Source organism: Hominimerdicola alba 8 (assembly GCF_000178155.2).
Lineage (GTDB): Bacteria > Bacillota > Clostridia > Oscillospirales > Ruminococcaceae > Hominimerdicola > Hominimerdicola alba_C.
Genome location: NZ_ADKM02000091.1, coordinates 92,490 through 111,815 on the forward strand (window position 1 = coordinate 92,490; position 19,326 = coordinate 111,815).

Genomic DNA, 19,326 nt, shown 5'->3' on the forward strand with positions numbered 1-19,326 from the left:
TACTGTGCCAAACAGGTCTTGATGACACTTCTGCTGTCGTGCAGGGGTGTCTTTTATTATATTTGCAGATTTTTCCGCGCAAGAAAAGACACCTCCGCTTTCAGCCGCAGAGGTGTCCGTATATCCTATTTTTCCGCTTCACTGAAATACTCGATGACGGCTTTTACGCCGGCGATGCTCGCTTTGTATTCCTCGAAGACTTCTTCGTGCTTCGCTCTTACATACCCCTCGTCGCCGTCGCGGGAGGCAAATTCCAGCAGTTTTGCATGTTCGCTCAGCAGTTGCAGACCCACCGTCAGCGCCGCGCTCTTGACGCTGTGTATCAGCACCCTGTAGCCGTCAAAGTCACTTTTGCCGAAAGCCTCAGCCAGCTTTTCCGACTTGTCAGCGTCCACATAGCCCGCCAGCGTGTCAAGATAGAATTCCCGCGAACCCATACAGTATTCCATGCCCAGTACAGGGTTCAGCCCGCTGACCATTTCGCACATCTTTTGCAGTTCACCCACCGTGAAGCTGTCAGGCTGTTCTTCCTCAGCCGCCTTTTTCTCTTCCTCAGTCACCATAGTCACCTTCTCCGCAGGCAGATATTTTTTCAGCGCTTTTTCAAGAAGCTGACTTTCGATGGGTTTTGTCAGATAATCGTCAAACCCCGCCCTAAGATAGCTTTCCTTAGCGCCCACCACAGCGTTCGCTGTCAGTGCGATTATCGTAGTTTCAGCATCTCTCATGCCCTGTTCGTCTATCATGTTCAGTGTTTCGATGCCGTCCATACCCGGCATCATGTGGTCGAGCAGTATCACATCATACCGCTTCTCCCTTATCATCGAAAGTGCCATATATCCCGAATTTGCCGTTTCGGGAACTATGCCGTACATCTTCATCAGGCTCACAGCCACTTTGATGTTCATTTCGTTGTCGTCCACCACAAGCACCTTAGCTTCAGGCGCAAAGATGTGCTTCGCGTTCTCACTGTGGTGTGTCACACTTCTGCTGCTGTATTTGCCCATAGGCGAACTGTCAGCAATACTCTGTTTCAGCCTGAACCAGAATGTGCTGCCCACACCGTAGATGCTTTCCACATGCAGCTCACTGCCCATCATCTCCAGCAGTTTTGTCACTATGGACATTCCCAGCCCTGTACCCTCTATGCTTCTGTTTCGCTTCTCGTCCAGCCGCCTGAAAGTTTCAAACAGCGCCCCGATGTCCTCTTCCTTTATGCCGATGCCTGTGTCAGCTACCTCAACATAAAGCACCATATCCTTTTCGGTGAGGTCTTCCGCCTTTACTGTCAGCGTCACAGAACCTTTTTCAGTATACTTGACCGCATTTGTCAGCAGATTTGATATCACCTGCTTTATCCTCATGTCATCACCGATCAGTTTTGCCGGCAGTGCAGGGTCAGCATTGACTTTCAGCGTCAGGTCTTTCGCCGCAGCCCTTGCCGATACCGCCGTGACCAGATCGTTTATCATCGATGCTGTGCCGTAAGCCGCAGGTATTATCTCCATCTTGCCGTCTTCTATCTTCGAGAAGTCGAGTATGCTGTTTATCAGCGAAAGCAGTGTCCTGCCCGCGCTCTGTATGTTGACAGCGTATTCCTTTATATCATCGTCTGTGCATTCGCGCAGTATCATCTCATTCATACCCAGCACCGCATTTATGGGCGTGCGTATCTCATGGGACATCTGCGCCAGAAAACTGCTCTTCGCTTCGTCTGCCGCAATAGCCGAGTCAGCCGACTGCTTCAGCTGTCGTTTAGCTTCGTCCTGCATGGCTATCAGGTTGTTTGTAAGCATGTATACCGCAATGATGCAGACCAGCAGTATCACCAGACATACCACGCCGTACATCAGGATACCGCTGTATACGCTTCCCACATTCTTTGAGAGGTATACAGTAAAGCCCGTGTCATCTGTGCTGTCTGCCATGATAGCCCGCACCTTGCCGTCATAATCGATTATGAATGATATGTCGTCTGCATCGGGCTTTACCGATATGTAAGGCAGTTCAGCAACATTCGTTGGCTTGTCGTCTGTCATGCGGTAAGCGGTGTTCGGGTGACTTATTATCGCGCCTTCGGCATCGCACATAAAAGCGTATCCGTCTTCGGCGTATTTTTCACCGAGAATGTTCACCAGCTTATCCATGTAGAAATCTATACCGAAACTTCCCAGATATGCGCCTGTCTTTGCGTCTATGACCTTTTCTGCGAGCGTCACGCAGTAAAGTCCCGTCTGTTCATCGAAATACGGCGCTGATATGCACCATCCTTCCTCCGAAGCCTCCAGCTGTTTGAACCAGTCCCTGTCCTCAACATGCCAGTCTTCACTCGGTTCCCAGCCGTTGTTCATTATCACGGTATGCTCCCATTCGGGATTGGTTATGTAGCTTGCCGAGATATCGGGGTACTGCACCGTTATGTCGTCCAGATAATCAACCATGCCGTCATAATCTTTCAGCATGTTCGGGTCGGTGGATATCACACTGCAAAACATGTCGAGTATGCTCTTCTGCGTGCTCACCCACTGCTTCATCTGACCTGTACAGCTTTTCAGTTCTTCTTTCATCTGCCCCCTGCCCCAGCGGTAGGTAGCGATGGTGTTTATGTACATGCTCATGACGAACACCAGCGTCAGCGCAATGCTTATCAGCCGCTTGAAGTGCCTGTCTACCGTCAGTTCTTTAGAACTTAGCCTGAGCCGCTTTTTCTTCTTTTCGGTGCTGACTATGCTGTTGTAGGAAGTTATCTCCGCAATCATCTCACTGAGTTTGCTGCCCGCACTGCGTATGCTCTCAAATTCAGCTTCATAATCGGTGGAACTCCTGATGTTGTCAGGGCTGGAACCCGCGATGATGCGCTGGAGCGGTTCCTGCAAGCCCGCAGTTATCCTGCTCAGGAACTTTTCCTTGCCGTCCAGTGCGTCCTCAGCTTTTTTTGCTGCCCTTGCTGTCGTGAGATACATGTATATCAGCACTGTAAAAACTATCAGCGAGATGCCCAGCATCGCCGTCAGCGGGAGAAAAGCATTCTTATAGAATGACAGGTCGTTCTCGCTCACTATCAGGAACCACCCGAAAGCCGACCTTACCGCGAACATGTTGTCGCCCCGCCGTCTTACATTGACAGTGTCGCTGCCTGCTTTTGCCAGCGAGAAAACTTCCGCATAATCGGGCAGCCCTGTGATGATATCCTTGCCCACCAGCTCAGGGTCGGTGCAGCCCGCGATAATGCCCTGTTCGGTCACTATGACAGCTTCGCGCTCACCATTTGCATACATCTGCTGTATGTGTTCTTTTATACGTTCCATGTTGTAGTCCAGCGCCACTACAGTGTCGCCGTCCCCAAGCATCACCGAAACAGTGTAGCATATCCTGCCCGTAGCTGCATCAATATACGGGTCGGTCACATAAGGACTTCCCATGCTGCGCCGCGCACCCATGTACCAGCTGCGCTTGCATGCTACGTAGTCATCGGGCGCATCGAAATCGGGTATTATCGCCCAGCCTGTGCCTGCTGCATAAGCGTTGTAGCATACACCATCGCTGTCCTCTTCCAGTTCTTTTTTGCGAATTGTGATGAACTTTTCAAGTTCGTCCTTGTTATCTGACAACGGTTGTGCGCCCAGCGCCAGACTCATGACATTCGCACGCGCATCGTTTATGGTATCTTCCAGCTGTCCGCTGACTTCTTTAAGTTTTGTCCTGCCCGCATCGTTAGCCTGCTCGGTGGTTATCCTGAAGACCAGTGCGGTTTCCATTATCATAGCCGTGACCAGCAGCACAGCCGCCAGAGCAACGGTAACTATCATTTTAGTATTTTTCTTCAAAACCTCACCACCCGCTATAAATTTTTACACCTTGTTAATTATATCACATCTGAGCCGAAATGTAAAGCTGTTTATGTTAAAAGCAACATATTTTTCGCTCCAAAAACCGCCATTCCAACTATAGCGATCCAACTTTTTAAATTCACAAGATCCGGTCGCAAAAGCTGGGATCTATGGGTTTTGTAACTGGATTTTGTCTGAATTTTAAGGCGGATCGCTATAAGCAGCGATAACCTGTCGCACACCGTATCGCACTATGTCCCCCCGCCATTGTCTGCGCAACAGCAGACTGCAAAATGTGAATTATGGATTAAAATAGCGTTTACTTTCCCGCAAAGCCCTTTACTTTTGGAAAAAAAAGTGATATAATAATCCACGAAGTTTTACGGCAGCTGCCGATAGTCAGGAGTAATCACAATGCTGATAGATTTTCATTCGCACTTTTTGCCCGCGATAGATGACGGTTCGCGAAATGTCAAAGAGTCGGTGGGTATTCTGGATATAATGTCACAGAGCGGTATCGACAAGATAATCGCCACACCACATTTCTACTGTACCGAACAGACATCTGACAGGTTCATTGAGCGCCGTGACAACGCTTTTGAAGAACTTAAGCCCCATCTCAAAGAGGGTCACCCGCAGATAGGCTTCGGTGCTGAGGTGCTTTATGACCACTCGCTGGTAAATTATGACAAGCTGCCCGACCTTTGCATAAAGGGTACAAAATGGCTGCTGCTGGAGATGCCCTATACCGATCTTGATGACAAGATAATCGATGGTGTTGAAGCTATAACCAATCGCGGTGACCTTAAGGTGCTTGTGGCACATATCGAAAGGTATCTGAATTTCACCTCGATGAAGCGCCTTGATCGGCTGATGCACCTCGAACTCATCGGTCAGATAAATGCAAAGTCGCTGATGTCATTCACCTCCCGCCGCCGCTGTATGAAACTTATCGAGAAAGGCTATGTGCAGGTGCTTGGGTCTGACTACCACCGTATCGGCAGGGGCGATATCACCATCGACCACGGATTTGATGTCATCACCAAAAACAAGAAATTCGATGATTTTGCCGAGTACGCCGAATCAAACGGCAGAAAGATACTCGATGATGAACCGCTTGACAGCATACTATAAAGATATTCTATAATAACAGCAATGCTTTATGCACTGCTGTTATTTTTTTGTCATTATTTTCAACAGAATGATGTGCATAGCTGAAAAAAATTCAAAAAGCCTATTGACATACTAGGAAATAAGTGCTATAATACATATAAATCCTATTTAGCTAATAGGATTAGTAAAAATCAAATCAAAGACGAAAAATGAAAAGGAATGATCTTAATGTCACAACTTCTGGAAATAAAAGACCTCACTGCGGGCGTTGAGGAAAAAGAACTTCTCCACAGCGTAAGCCTGACAGTGGGCGCAGGTGAAACGCATGTCCTCATGGGACCCAACGGCGCAGGCAAATCCACACTCGGCAGCGTGATAATGGGCAGCCCCGAATATGCTGTAAGCGGCGGCAGACTGTTTTTTGACGGTGAGGATATCACCGATGACTCAGCAGATAAGCGTGCAAAGCGCGGCATCTTCCTGTCATTCCAGAACCCTGTCGAGATAGCGGGTGTCACCCTTTCGGAATTTCTGCGCAACGCCCTCGAACAGGTCACAGGCAAGCACCTGAAACTCTGGGATTTCAAGAAAAAACTCCGCTCCTGCATGGAAATACTCGGTATGGATGCTTCCTACGCCGACCGCGACCTGAATGTGGGCTTTTCGGGCGGTGAAAAGAAAAAGGCAGAGATACTCCAGCTTCTGGTCTTAGAACCGAAGCTGGCTATCCTCGATGAAACAGATTCGGGTCTTGATGTCGATGCCGTAAAGACCGTTTCGGCAGGCATAGATGAATATAAGAAGCGCACAGGCGGTTCACTCATCGTCATCACCCATAATACCAAGATACTTGAAGCCCTCAGAGTCGATAAGACCCATATCCTCGCCGCAGGTCAGATAGTGGCAGAGGGCGGTGCAGAACTGGTCGATGAAGTAATAACAAACGGTTTCGAGAAATACATCAAAGGCGGTAAGTAAAAGCATGAAAGAAGAAAAAACACAAGTCGCTGATATAGACCGCTCACTCTATGACTTCCGCTATGAAGAAGACGAGCGTGATTATCTCGGCAGCGGCATAACAGCCGATATAATAAAAGAGATATCTGACGAAAAAGGCGATGCCGACTGGATGCGCGAATTCCGCCTTAAGTCAATGGAAATATACAACAAGACCCCGATGGTTGAATGGGGACCTTCCATCGAGGGGCTTGATATCGACAACATCGTCACCTATATAAGAACAAAGTCGCGCATGAACACCGACTGGAACGATGTCCCCGATGATATCAAGAATACATTTGAAAAGCTGGGTATCCCTCAGGCAGAGCGCGAGAGCCTTGCAGGTGTCGGCGCACAGTACGACTCTGAACTTGTCTACCACAATGTCAGAAAAGAAGTGGCTGAATCGGGCGTAGTCTATACCGACCTTGAATCGGCAATGCACGATGAACGCTATGCCGAAATGATACGCACCCATTTCATGAAGCTGGTACCTCCCACCGACCATAAGTTCGCCGCACTTCACGGCGCAGTCTGGTCGGGCGGCAGTTTTGTCTATGTTCCAAAGGGCGTAAGACTTGAGATACCCCTGCAATCCTATTTCAGGCTGAATGCCAAAGGTGCAGGTCAGTTTGAGCATACCTTAATAATCCTCGAAGAAGACAGCTACCTGCACTTCATAGAGGGCTGTTCTGCCCCGAAATACTACGAAGCAGGTCTGCACGCAGGCTGTGTCGAACTGTATGTGGGCAAGAATGCCACACTGCGCTATTCCACCATCGAAAACTGGTCGAAGAACATGTATAACCTCAATACCAAGCGCGCACTTGTTGACGAGGGCGGCAAGATAGAGTGGGTGTCAGGTTCTTTTGGTTCGCATGTCAGCTACCTCTACCCAATGAGCATACTTAACGGCAGAGGTGCGCGTGCAGAGTTCACAGGCATAACCTTCGCGGGCGAGGGACAGAACCTCGATACAGGCGCAAAGATAGTCCACAATGCTCCCGATACATCATCGTATATGAACACCAAATCCATCTCCAAGAGCGGCGGCATAAGCACTTTCAGGAGTGCTGTGACCGTAAACGAAAAAGCCGCAGGCAGTAAGTCGGCAGTAAGCTGTGAGTCGCTCATGCTCGACCGCATCTCCCGTTCGGATACTATCCCCGTAATGGATATCCGCACAGATAAGGCAGATGTGGGGCACGAAGCCAAGATAGGGCGCATCAGCGATGAAACTGTTTTCTACCTTATGTCACGCGGACTCAGCGAGGAAGAAGCCAAAGCTATGATAGTGCGCGGCTTTGCAGATAACGTTTCTAAAGAGCTGCCCCTTGAATACGCAGTGGAGATGAACAATCTCATCGGTCTTGAAATGAAAGGCAGCATCGGCTAGGGAGGTAATGACATGGAAAAAATAATACTAAATAAACTCCCTGTGCCGACTTTCGGCTGGCTGAAAGTCAACTCGGCTGAACGCGATGCGGCAGCTTTCGGCACCGGTGAAGAAAGGGAAGTGCTGCTGGCAGACGGCTCCCGCGCCGAATTATCGGGCGGCAGGTCGGTATTTGAAGTAACTGCCGCAGAAAATGAAAAGACTTCCGCAGTAATATATATCAGCGGCAGTGAGGGCAAGGACCTCACCACCAATGTAAAAGCCGCCGCAGGCGCTGAAGTGAAGCTGGTGCAGGTCTACGAGAACAGCGGTCCTGCCATCGGCTCGGTCAATGCAGATATCGCTGAAAATGCCGCCTTTGAACTGGTACAACTCTATATCGGCGGCAAAGATACCGTCAGCGGGATATACGCCGACCTCGCTGGCAGAAACTCCTGCTTCAAGGCGGATATCGGATATCTGCTGGACGGCGATGAAAAGCTGGATATAAACCTTGTTGCTTCCCACGCAGGCAAAAAAAGTCAGTCTGAGATATCCGTAAAAGGCGTGATGCGCGGCAGTTCTGAAAAGACTTTTCGCGGCACTATAGATTTTCTCAACGGTTCATCGGGCGCAAAGGGCGCTGAAAATGAGGAAGTCCTCCTCCTTGATGAAACCGTCCGCAACAAGACAGTCCCGCTGATACTCTGCGCCGAAGAAGATGTCGAAGGTTCACACGGCGCGTCCATCGGCAGGATAGACGAAGCACAGATATTCTACATGCAGTCACGCGGCATACCTGTCGATAAGATATACGAACTGACCGCCCGCTCGCGCATCGCGCAGGTGGTGTCAAAGATATCCGATAAGGATACCGCAGACCGCGTGAATGCCATTCTCACAGGGGGTGAGGAAGATGGCTAACACTTTCACAAAGGCTGATTTCCCCGTGTTTGATGCCTATAAGGAACTCACCTATCTCGATAATTCTGCCACCCAGCAGAAACCCCGCGCCGTCCTCGAAAGGGTCGAAAAATACTATCGCGAGGAAAATGCCAACCCTCTGCGCGGATTGTATGAACTCAGCGTAAAAGCTACCGATGCCTACGAGAATGCCCGTGAAGCAGTCAGAAAGTTCATAAACGCAAGAAGCATCAAAGAGATAGTTTTTACCCGCAATGCCAGCGAGAGCCTTAATCTGGTCGCCTACAGCTACGGCAGGGCGAATATCAGCGCGGGTGACGAGGTGCTTGTAGCCATATCCGAACACCACAGCGATCTGCTTCCCTGGCAGATACTCTGCAAAGAAAAGGGCGCAGAACTTAAGTTCCTCGAATGTGATGAAAGCGGCAGTTACACCGCAGATGCCCTTAAAGCCGCCCTCACGCCCAAAACAAAACTCTTCTGCATCGCACAGATATCAAACGTGTTCGGCAGACTCAACCCAATAAAAGAGTTTGCCGCCATCTGCCATAAAAACGGCACGCTTATAGTCTGTGACGGTGCCCAGAGCGTACCCCATATCGCCACAGATGTGCAGTCGCTCGGCGTTGATTTCCTGACATTCTCAGGACATAAGATGCTGGCACCGATGGGCATCGGCGTACTCTACGGCAGGGAAGCTATCCTTGACAGAATGCCGCCCTTTCTCTACGGCGGCGAGATGATAGATACAGTCACCCGATGCGGCGCAACTTTTGCCGAACTGCCCCATAAATTCGAGGCAGGCACCGTCAATGCGGGCGGCGCGGCAGGTCTGCATGCGGCGATAGACTATATAAACGAACTGGGCTTCGCTGAACTTGAACGCCGTGAAGACGAACTGACATCCCTCGCATTTAACGAGATGAAGAAGATACCCCACGTAAACATCATCGGTGCAGATGACCCCCGCGACCATCACGGCATACTTACTTTCACAGTTGACGGTGTTCACCCCCATGATATCGCAGCCATATTCGATGCCGAAAATATCGCCATAAGAGCAGGTCATCACTGCGCACAGCCGCTCCATCAGTTCTTGCGCGTGCCTTCAACAGCAAGGATGAGCCTTGCTTTCTATAATGACGAAGAAGATATCCGCCGCTTTATCAGCGTGCTGAAAACACTCAGGAGGAAAATGGGATATGACAGATAATTTTTACGGCGAGGTGCTGACCGACCATAATCTGCACCCCCTGCATAAGCACGAACTTCCCACCGCCACATGTTGTCATGAGGGTGTCAATTCCACCTGCGGCGATGATATCGTGCTCAACCTTGAAATAAAAGACGGCATCATCGTCAACGGTTCATATACAGGAAGCGGATGCGCCATATCGCAGGCATCCGCCGATATAATGCTCGAACTCGTCATCGGCAGAACGCCCGATGAAGCACAGCACTATAAGGAACTGTTCTTTAAGATGATAGGCGGCGATATTACCGAAGAGGAACTTGAAGAGCTTGAAGAAGCAGGTGCTTTGCAGAACGTTGCAAAAATGCCCGCGCGCGTAAAGTGCGCGATGCTGGGCTGGCGCACACTGGAAACGCTCCTCAGCGGAGAAGGGGGTGGGTAAATGAAGATATCGACAAAGGTCGAGTTCGGCATAGTGGCGCTGGCAGATATCGCCATCTATTCGGTAAACGGCGAAACTGTATCCTCCTCAGACATCTCAAGCAGACAGAACATCTCGCAGAAATACCTCGAACAGATACTTGTGGCACTGCGTCAGGCAGGTTTTATACGCGGTCAGAAAGGCTCGCGCGGGGGCTATACGCTCGCCCGTCCCGCCTCTGAGATATCATTTTCCGAGATACTTAACGGATTGGACAATAATATCCTCGCGGATACCTACGTTTCGGAAGACGATACAGACGGCGGACTGCGCGACAAAGTCAACAGCTGTATCTGGGATAAACTCAACGGCTATATGCGTGAGTTCACAGCTAAAATGACACTTGCCGATTTCATAGAACTCCATAAGAGCGAAAGTGAAGAAAATGATGGTAGTTTCATGTACTACATCTGAAATAAGCGGTCTTTTCTACAGCGAGAAGACCGCCGTTTTTTTACCGAAAAAACAGCAAAGCAGATATCTCCGTCTTTTCTGTCATAACGGTATCAGAGGCTTGCTCGCGCCCCTGAAATGCACTATAGCGATCCGCCTTAAAATTCAGACAAAATCCGGTCACAAAACCCATAAATTCCAGCTTTAGCGACCGGATTTTGTGAATTTAAAAAGTTGGATTGCTATAAACTAAACACTAACACCAATTTTGACAAAAACTTCACAACATTCAGCGCTTACAGCCACAAAAAGCACAGTGTATGCGAGCGCTGAATGTCGAAATAAATATGTCGTTTACTGTAACATCGTTATGACTGTGACGGCTTCTGCATTTCTCGAATGATCTTACGTGAGAACTTCCCGCACAGCCTTGACAATCATGGGCTTTTCGTGTAAAATATATATGTTGTAACCATAGCGATCCGCCTAAAAATTCGGATAATACCTAGTCACAAAACCCATAGATCAAAGCATTTGCGACCGTATCCTGTGAATTTAAATAGTTGTATCGCTATAAATCTAAATCGGAGGTAAGCATATGGATAATAATAATCGTCCCCTTTCCAGAAAAAAGAACTATCAGGCGGGCGGTACAGGCGCTTATAGACGCGGCAGCGGTCTTGGCACAGGACCCGTTGGTCAGGGCGCGGGCAGCAGCGGCGGTGGCGGCGGCGTAAACCGCGCAGCTATCGGCGGAGGCGGTTCGCTGCTGATCGTGATCGCGGTGGTGCTTTTCAACCTGCTGGGTAAGGGCGGCTCAGGCGGCGGGACTAATGTCGGTTCACCGAGCAACTACGGCACAGCCCCCGCAGGCTATGAAGCTGTAGATACTACAGGTTATACCGCTTCGGGCGGCACAGCCGCCGATACCACAGTCGCAAGCGGCTCGCGCGATAAGTATACCGCTATCAAGGGCGGCGGCAAGGATACTGTCACCATGATGGTCTATATGTGCGGCACCGACCTCGAAAGCAAGTACGGCATGGCTTCTTCGGATCTCTCTGAGATGGCTGCCGCAAAGTACGGTGATAACGTTAATATAATCGTCTATACAGGCGGCTGCAAGGGCTGGAAGACCAAAGGCATCAGCAGCAGCGTCAATCAGGTGTATCAGGTGAAAAGCGGCGGACTTAAAGCCCTTATCAGTGATGACGGCTCGAAAGCCATGACCGACCCTGACACACTCTCGGCTTTCATCAAGTACTGCAATAAGAATTTCCCCGCAGACCGCAACGAACTTATCCTCTGGGATCATGGCGGTGGATCGGTCAGCGGCTACGGCTATGACGAGAAGAACAGTTCCAAGGGTTCGATGGGTCTTGCGGGCATCAACAAAGCCCTGAAAGACGGCGGCGTGAAGTTCGATTTCGTAGGCTTTGATGCCTGCCTGATGGCTACTGCCGAAACTGCTCTCATGCTCAACGAGCATGCAGATTACCTCATCGCGTCTGAGGAAACTGAACCCGGTATCGGCTGGTACTATACCAACTGGCTCAATAAACTGGGTGAGAATACCTCAATGCCGACTGTTGAGATAGGCAAGAATATCGTTGATGACTTCGTGACAGCCTGCGGCAAGAAATGCCCGTCCTCTGCCACCACCCTTTCTGTCATCGACCTCGCAGAGTTTTCAAATACCGTTCCGTCCAAGCTGTCAGGCTTTGCAAATTCCGTCAGCAATAAGATAACTGCCGATGACTATAAGTCGGTGTCGACCGCAAGAAATAATACCCGCGAGTTTGCAAAAAGTTCCAAGATAGATCAGGTCGATCTGGTAGACCTTGCCGAAAAAGTCGGCACTTCCGAAGGCAAAGCACTCAGCGAAGCCCTGAAAGGCGCAGTGAAATATAACCGCACATCTTCCAGCATGACCAATGCTTACGGCGTTTCCATCTACTTCCCCTATAAGCGTACTTCATATGTCGATACCGCGTGCAGCACCTACAGTGCCATCGGTATGACAGATGACTACAGCAGATGTATCCGCCAGTTCGCCAAGCTGGAAACCAGCGGTCAGATAGCCGCGGGCGGCTCAGGTTCGCCGCTCGATGCGCTCTTTGGCGGAAGCAGCGGCGGTTCGGGCGGCAGTTCAGATGTCATCGGTGAACTTCTGGGCGCATTCTTAGGCTCAGGCAGAGGTATAAACGGTCTTGACCGCGCAAATATCGACTTCATGTCAGAGAACACTATCTCAGATGATGATACCGCAGAATACCTTTCGCTGAACTACTTTGACGCTAACAATCTCGTCTGGGAAGAGGATAAGGGCAAGTATACTCTCGACCTCCCGGAGGATCAGTGGTCACTGGTGCAGTCCATCGACCTTAACATATTCTATGATGACGGCGAGGGCTATATGAACATGGGTCTTGACAATATGTTCAGCTTTGAAGACGGCAAGCTGGTGGCTGATACCGACAGGACATGGGTGTCAATCAACGGCACTCCCGTATGCTACTATCACACCGATACCGTTGGCGACAGCGATGATTATACCATCAGCGGCTATGTGCCCGCACTGCTCAACGGCAGCCGCGTCGATCTCATACTGAATTTCACCGATGAAAACCCAGACGGTGAAGTGGTCGGCGCTACAGAAGCCTACGTTAACGGCGAAACTGATACCATCGCAAAAGGCGAGATAGAGATCAATGAAGGCGATACTCTCGACTTCTTATGTGATTTCTATGACTATGACGGAAATTATCAGGACAGCTATATGATGGGCAAACAGGTCACTGTAAACGGCGACCTTAAGATATCCGACACCGATCTCGGTGACGGCGAAGCAAGGATAATGTATAAGATAACAGATATCTATAATAAGGAATACTGGACTCCTTTCATTTCCGTAAGATAACATATCCCATAATGGCAGATGCCGCGTGCATCTGCCGTTTTTTTGTTATTTTTTTATCATGCCCCTTTCAAAGCCGACCGAAAACGTTTGTACATTTTGTGCAGTTATTTTATGGCAGAACTTTTTTCTGAACTGCCTGAAATGTCATCGCGCCATGACCGTATTTTGAATATCTGTCCAACTTCAATAATAACTTGACTTTTGGATAATATGGTTCATATTTCAACGAATGCTAATCGATTATGGGTCAAAATCAACAGTTATGAAAAGTGTTTACCGTGAGATTTGACAAAAATTGCATGACCGATGGTCATTGTTGGCGAAAACTCTTGACTTGAATATTATTTAATGATATACTCTAAAAAACTTGAACGGATATTCCGTAAACGCCATGTTTAGGGCTAAAACGCAATAATTGATAAATCACGATAAACGTTTTCGAGGTTAAAAAATTTATATATATTAAATAGCGGCAAAACGCTTGTATACTATATATGTAATATAAATATTAAGACCTTCAACGTAAATTGAAAAGTTAACCCGTCTCAAATTGTCATACAAGATAATGTCCGAATTTCACATGTACAAAACAGCACATGCCTGTTCGGATATCATAAAAAGTCCATGACCGAATTTGATATATTTCCACCTTTTTTCCTATTATCCTCATATCGACGCTGCTGCGGCATGTTCCGCAGCAGAGGTCATATGGTCGGGAAAAGGCTCAAGGAGGATCCAAAAATGAATGAGATAAGACTTTCGCCCACAGAAAGCCTTGCAGATGCGCTGAAAAACGTTCAGCCCCATACAAGACTTCTGCTCGCTCCCCGCGAGTACCGCGAAAAGATCGAGATCTGCACGCCCGACATCGAGATAGTCGGCTGCGGCGCAGACAAAACAAGGATAGTGTACGGCGACTATGCCAAAAAACTTGACGAAAATGGCGTTGAGTATAACACTTTCCGTACATATACTGCGGCAGTACTTGCCGATGGTGTCACTTTCAGAGAATTGACTGTAGAGAACGACTCCCGCTCGCCCGAAATTAAAGGGCAGGAGGTCGCGCTTACAGTAGTGGCAGACCGCTTTACTGCTGAAAACTGCACTTTCCTGTCAACGCAGGATACAGTCTTCTGCGGTCCGCTCCCCGATGACCTTATAGCCCGCTACAAGGGCTTTCTTAAAGACCCTCTGCGCGCTTCGGGCAGCTTTACCCAGCGCTTTGCAGACTGCATCATCGCGGGCAATGTGGATTTCATATTCGGCTGCGGCGATGCTCTGTTTGAAAACTGCGAGATACGCTCGGTCACAGATGTTCGCGGCGGAGGCTTCACAGCCGCACCCGCTCATGCCCTTTCTCAGCAGATAGGTTTCGTATTTGACCGATGCCGCTTCACACGCGAAAACGGCGTGGCAGACGGTGCGATATTTCTCGCAAGACCCTGGCGTGACTACGGCAAGTGCAGTTTTATCAGCTGTACTTATGACAGCCACATCTCGCCTGAGGGCTTTGATAAATGGAACGACACAGACCGTGACAAGACTGCACGCTTTGCCGAATACGGCAATATCCCCGCCGGCAGAGTGTCGTGGGCGAAAACGCTCACCGAAGATGAGCGTGACGAACTGATGAGGCATTTCCATACAGAAAAGTAATCGTTAACACAGCCCATAAAGCTGTAATAGAAATCGGAGGAAAAGAATGAACATTATCGTGTACGTTGGAAGAAACATGAAGACTTTCACCTGCAAACAGCATTGCCACGATGAGTGGGAACTGGTATACTGTACAGGCGGCGGCGGAAGATTTGAGTTTCAGGACAGAACACTGAAATACAGCGCGGGTGACCTTGTGATAATCCCGCCACATGTCCTTCACGCCAACAACAGTGACGAGGGCTTCACGAATATCCACATAAATATAACCGATGCGACTTTTAATTTCAAGGAGCCTCTGCTTATCTCCGATGACAGCGAAGAGCATATACGCAACGCTTTCACCGATGCTTTCTATTTCTTCAACAGCGAGATAAACAGCCGCCAGCTGATAATTGCGGCTTTCGGCAACCTTATCGTAAACTATGTCATAGCTTTCCGCAATACTAAGCCTCTGCGTGATGTGGTGGATGAAATAAAATCCAATATCATGCAGAACTTCACCGACTGCGACTATGAACTTGACACATACCTCAAAACTATCCCGTTCAGCTACGACTACCTGCGTAAGCTGTTCAAGAGCGAGATGGGCATGACACCCCACAGCTACCTGACAAATCTGCGTATACAGATGGCTGAGAAACTGCTCTGTTCTTCCGAAACGGTCGAGCAGAATATATCTGAGATAGCCTATATCTGCGGCTATTCCGATTCTCTGTACTTCTCCCGCGTTTTCAAGAAGAACTTCGGCTGTTCGCCCAAGAATTATGCCGCAAAGCGTATGAAAGCGGGTGAAGTCTGAACGAGCCGCATCCGCCTTACGCAGAAAGCGTCCAAATTAATCAGATGCACAGCGTTCCCCTGACAATGTGCGGTCTATCCCTGATGCTGTTTACGGCTTTCGGCGAAAAGGAGATGTAACGAATGGCTTTTAACGTTATCAACGAGGCAAGAAGATGCCTCAACTGTAAAAATCCAATTTGCAAAAAGGGATGTCCCATAAGTACCGATATCCCAAATGTTATCCAGACTTTCCTTTCGGGTGATATCGACTCTGCGGGCGCGACTCTCTTTGAGAACAACCCCCTCAGCGTGATATGCTCACTGATATGCAACCACGAAAATCAGTGCGAAGGTCACTGCGTACTCGGTAGAAAGGGTGCGCCTGTACATTTCAGCAACATCGAGAACTATATCAGCGACAACTATTTCGAGAAACTCGATCAGGGTGTCATCGAAGAACTGGAACTGGATAAAGTCAAGAAAAAAGGGAAGCGTGTCGGCGTTATCGGCGGCGGTCCCGCAGGCATAACCATCGCGATACTTCTTGCAAGAAAGGGCTACGATATCACAATTTTCGAGTCCCGCGAGAAGATAGGCGGTGTCCTCCGCTACGGTATACCCGCGTTCCGTCTGCCAAAAGACCATATCGAGCGCTATAAAAGGCTTCTCATCGCACTGGGCATCAAGATACGCCCCAATACCTCCATCGGCACCACGATAACCGTTGACGATATGTTCCGTGACGGCTACCGCGCGATATTCATCGGCACAGGTGTCTGGAAGCCGAATACACTGCACATCAAGGGCGAAAGTCTGGGTAATGTCCATTTCGCCATCAACTACCTGACAAATCCCGATGTCTATACTCTCGGTGACAGCCTGAACATCATCGGCGCAGGCAACTCCGCTATGGATGTTGCAAGAACTGCCCTCCGTCACGGCTGTAAGCGGGTGACCGTTTTCTCCCGTTCCGAGCATATAGCCGCAAGCATCACTGAAGTCGAGTTCGCAAAGATAGACGGTGTCGAGTTCGTCACAGGTGTCGAACCGACAGAGATAACAGACGAAGGTACTATCTTCGTTGATACGGTAAAGGGCGAAGACGGTGTACGCCGCCGCGTTGAGGGTACCGAAAAACTCTATCCCGCAGCATCTACGATAATCGCAGTATCTCAGGGACCGCGCAACCGCATAGTTTCAACGACCACAGGTATCGATGTAACCGACAGGGGACTGCTGGTAACGAATACCTTCGGCAAGACTACCCGCGACGGCATATTCGCAGCAGGCGATGTGGTGCTGGGCGCAAGGACGGTCGTCGAAGCTGTAAACTACTCCAAGCAGGTCGCACAGACTATGGACGAATACCTGAATTCGCTTGAAGACTGAGTAGTTTAATATTATCATATCTTTATGAACGATTTCTGATGCCTGCCCGCCGCAAATGAATGAGTGCGGGCATGGTCACTGTGCTGTACGTTATTTTACAGCACTTTTTGTACAAAAATGAACAATTCGCACAGCATCGATGTAAACGTTATCACAGCAGATTGTGCGGGACAAAACAGACATTAAACGTTGTTAAGTGCTGTTTTTGAATGGTTTTGTGAATCATATATGTGAACGCGGAATTACGCGGTTTTGGTCATTAAAACAGCTGTCCGAGTCGAAAAATTGCGGCGAATTTGTCAAACATGACAAAACAGCACCGCAAAATAAGTGCAATATGTCGAATTGTTTTATTACTCTTTTTTGGTTAGATGATTTAATTGTCCGATTAATCCATAAACAGTCTTGTATTGGTCTTGTAAATTAAGGCTAACATAGGTTAAAATATATAAAGAAAACACACCGATTTGAAAATTTTTATATTAATTTAGCCCAAAAGCTGTAAATTTCGGCAATGGAAAAGGATCGGCATGTTAGGGGAACGAAAATAATGAATTTATCTTTAAAGCAATACAGGGCGATAGACTTGGGGCTGATGCTGTTCATTGTAGCAGCGGCGGAAGCCCTTATCGCACACGCGGCGAGGTTCTGGTTTCCTGAGGAGATCTACGTGCTGTCACCGACGCTCGCGATGGTCTGTATCGTCATGATGCGCTGGGGCAGATACGCGGTGCTTCACGCCGTCGGCGGAAGTCTTGCGATGTGCATAGCCCTCGGCGCTGAACCGAAACAGTACGCAGTCTACTGCATCGGTACTTGCCTTTCACTGACAGCTATGCTGTTCTTCCGCAAACTGAAAAAGTCAGAGGTGAGAAACAGCCCCAAGCTGACACTGCTGTTCGCATTGACGGCCTACATCACCGCCCAGCTGGGCAGATGGCTGGTAGGTCTGCTGATGGGCGGCTCACCAAAAGATATCGTGCAGCTATTCGCCACCGATTCGCTGACTCTGCTGTTCACATTAGTGGCAGTACATCTTGCCCGCAAGATCGACGGACTGTTTGAAGACCAGATAGACTATCTGGTACGTACACAGGCTGAACGTCAGAAAAGCGGCATGCCCGATCAGGGCGACACCGAATACGGCGAAAGCACAGGATCATTTTAAAACGAAAAGAACATGGGAGGTTTTACAAAATGACGATCAATGCTGCTGACTATCTCATCTTTGACGAGGAAAGCGGTACTTACATCGAAGACCCCGAACAGGCGGTCCGCGACGATGTAGAAAAACACCACTGGCTCAATGTGGCGCGAACGGTTGCTAAGGACTGGCGCCTTTACCTGATGCTGGTACCGATGATACTGGTGTTCCTGCTCTGGAGATATTTCCCTATGTACGAACTGCTGGGCAGCTTCAAGCTGACTGAGGACGCTAAACCCGTTGCAGACCAGTACTATTCAGGTTTCTCCTATTTCAGGACTCTGCTGACAGGCACAGGCAACACCGAACTTTCATCACAGTTCTGGAGAGCTTTCAGAAACACTTTCCTGCTGAGCTTCTACGGTCTGGTATTCGGCTTCCCGATGCCGATCATCATCGCGCTGTTCTTCAACGAGATCCGCTCGAACATCGCAAGAAGCGTTTATCAGGTACTTACATACCTGCCTAAGTTCATGTCCACAGTCGTTATGACTTCTCTGGTAATGATGCTTGTAAAGCAGGGTTCAGACTCCACAGGCATGCAGCCCGGCGTTATCGCTCACATGCTTTCTTCGATGGGTCTTATATCCACCGAAACTGCATACGCAGGCATGCTCAATAATCCCAGCTTTTTCAGGGCGATATACCAGATAAGCGGCATCTGGGAGAGCGCAGGCTACGACAGCATCGTGTTCTTCGCCGCTATAATCGCCATCTCACCGACAAGCTATGAAGCCGCTCAGATCGACGGCGCAAACAAAATGGCTCAGATGAGATACGTTGTCCTGCCCAGCATTCTTTCGACCATCGTTATCATGCTGATAACAAGGATCGGTTCACTGCTGAACATCGGCTACGAAAAAGTACTGCTGCTCTACAACCCCAACACTTATGTTACCGCAGACGTTGTTTCGACTTTCGCACAGCGCAACGGTATCGCAGGTTCGCTTAAGGGTATGGCTTCTGCGGCAGAAATGATGAACAATGTTATAGGAATGCTGCTGGTTATCGGTGCAAACACCATCTCCCGCAAGGCTTCCGATGTATCACTGTATTAAAGAGGTAGC

14 protein-coding genes are annotated in these 19,326 nt (G+C 49.0%); 13 read left to right on the forward strand and 1 reads right to left on the reverse strand.

Annotated features, from left to right (window positions below; genetic code table 11):
• Positions 1-125 precede the first annotated feature (125 nt).
• Positions 126-3,827, reverse strand: a complete 3,702-nt coding sequence (locus CUS_RS10710; protein ID WP_002850592.1) for a hybrid sensor histidine kinase/response regulator — start codon at positions 3,825-3,827, stop codon at positions 126-128.
• Between the two features lie 417 nt (positions 3,828-4,244).
• Between CUS_RS10710 and CUS_RS10715 the strand changes: the two genes are divergently transcribed.
• From CUS_RS10715 to CUS_RS10775, 13 genes are all read left to right on the forward strand, one after another.
• Positions 4,245-4,964 (forward strand): CpsB/CapC family capsule biosynthesis tyrosine phosphatase, encoded by a 720-nt coding sequence (locus CUS_RS10715; RefSeq protein ID WP_002850420.1) that lies wholly within the window; start codon positions 4,245-4,247, stop codon positions 4,962-4,964.
• 207 nt (positions 4,965-5,171) lie between these two features.
• Complete coding sequence (gene sufC / locus CUS_RS10720) at positions 5,172-5,921, forward strand: Fe-S cluster assembly ATPase SufC (protein ID WP_002850704.1); 750 nt, start codon at positions 5,172-5,174, stop codon at positions 5,919-5,921.
• Between the two features lie 4 nt (positions 5,922-5,925).
• Complete coding sequence (sufB, locus tag CUS_RS10725; protein WP_002850452.1) at positions 5,926-7,338, forward strand: Fe-S cluster assembly protein SufB; 1,413 nt, start codon at positions 5,926-5,928, stop codon at positions 7,336-7,338.
• Positions 7,339-7,350: 12 nt separating this feature from the next.
• Positions 7,351-8,241 carry a SufB/SufD family protein gene (locus tag CUS_RS10730; protein WP_002850462.1) on the forward strand — a complete coding sequence of 297 codons (891 nt, stop codon included), beginning with the start codon at positions 7,351-7,353 and terminating at the stop codon, positions 8,239-8,241.
• Positions 8,234-9,454, forward strand: a complete 1,221-nt coding sequence (locus CUS_RS10735; protein ID WP_037277103.1) for an aminotransferase class V-fold PLP-dependent enzyme — start codon at positions 8,234-8,236, stop codon at positions 9,452-9,454. The genes CUS_RS10730 and CUS_RS10735 overlap by 8 nt, the downstream gene beginning before the upstream one ends.
• On the forward strand, positions 9,444-9,875 hold the full coding sequence (gene sufU / locus CUS_RS10740; RefSeq protein WP_002850607.1) for a Fe-S cluster assembly sulfur transfer protein SufU: 432 nt from the start codon (positions 9,444-9,446) through the stop codon (positions 9,873-9,875). The genes CUS_RS10735 and sufU overlap by 11 nt, the downstream gene beginning before the upstream one ends.
• Entirely contained in the window at positions 9,876-10,328 is a 453-nt protein-coding gene (locus tag CUS_RS10745; RefSeq protein WP_002850446.1) for an RrF2 family transcriptional regulator, read from the forward strand. It begins immediately after the preceding gene.
• A gap of 577 nt (positions 10,329-10,905) precedes the next feature.
• Positions 10,906-13,227, forward strand: a complete 2,322-nt coding sequence (locus CUS_RS10750; protein ID WP_002850530.1) for a clostripain-related cysteine peptidase — start codon at positions 10,906-10,908, stop codon at positions 13,225-13,227.
• A gap of 741 nt (positions 13,228-13,968) precedes the next feature.
• Positions 13,969-14,883: a pectinesterase family protein gene (locus CUS_RS10755; RefSeq protein ID WP_002850514.1), complete on the forward strand. Its 915-nt coding sequence runs from the start codon at positions 13,969-13,971 to the stop codon at positions 14,881-14,883.
• A 46-nt stretch (positions 14,884-14,929) separates the two neighbouring features.
• Positions 14,930-15,685, forward strand: coding sequence for an AraC family transcriptional regulator (locus tag CUS_RS10760; RefSeq protein ID WP_002850397.1), 756 nt, complete (start codon positions 14,930-14,932; stop codon positions 15,683-15,685).
• A gap of 122 nt (positions 15,686-15,807) precedes the next feature.
• Positions 15,808-17,055, forward strand: a complete 1,248-nt coding sequence (locus tag CUS_RS10765) for an NAD(P)-dependent oxidoreductase (RefSeq protein ID WP_002850643.1) — start codon at positions 15,808-15,810, stop codon at positions 17,053-17,055.
• A gap of 550 nt (positions 17,056-17,605) precedes the next feature.
• The gene (locus tag CUS_RS10770) at positions 17,606-18,223 is read left to right on the forward strand and encodes a hypothetical protein (protein WP_002850601.1); all 618 of its coding nucleotides are present in this window, start codon (positions 17,606-17,608) and stop codon (positions 18,221-18,223) included.
• A 29-nt stretch (positions 18,224-18,252) separates the two neighbouring features.
• Positions 18,253-19,317, forward strand: a complete 1,065-nt coding sequence (locus CUS_RS10775; RefSeq protein WP_002850697.1) for an ABC transporter permease — start codon at positions 18,253-18,255, stop codon at positions 19,315-19,317.
• The last annotated feature ends 9 nt before the right edge of the window (positions 19,318-19,326 follow it).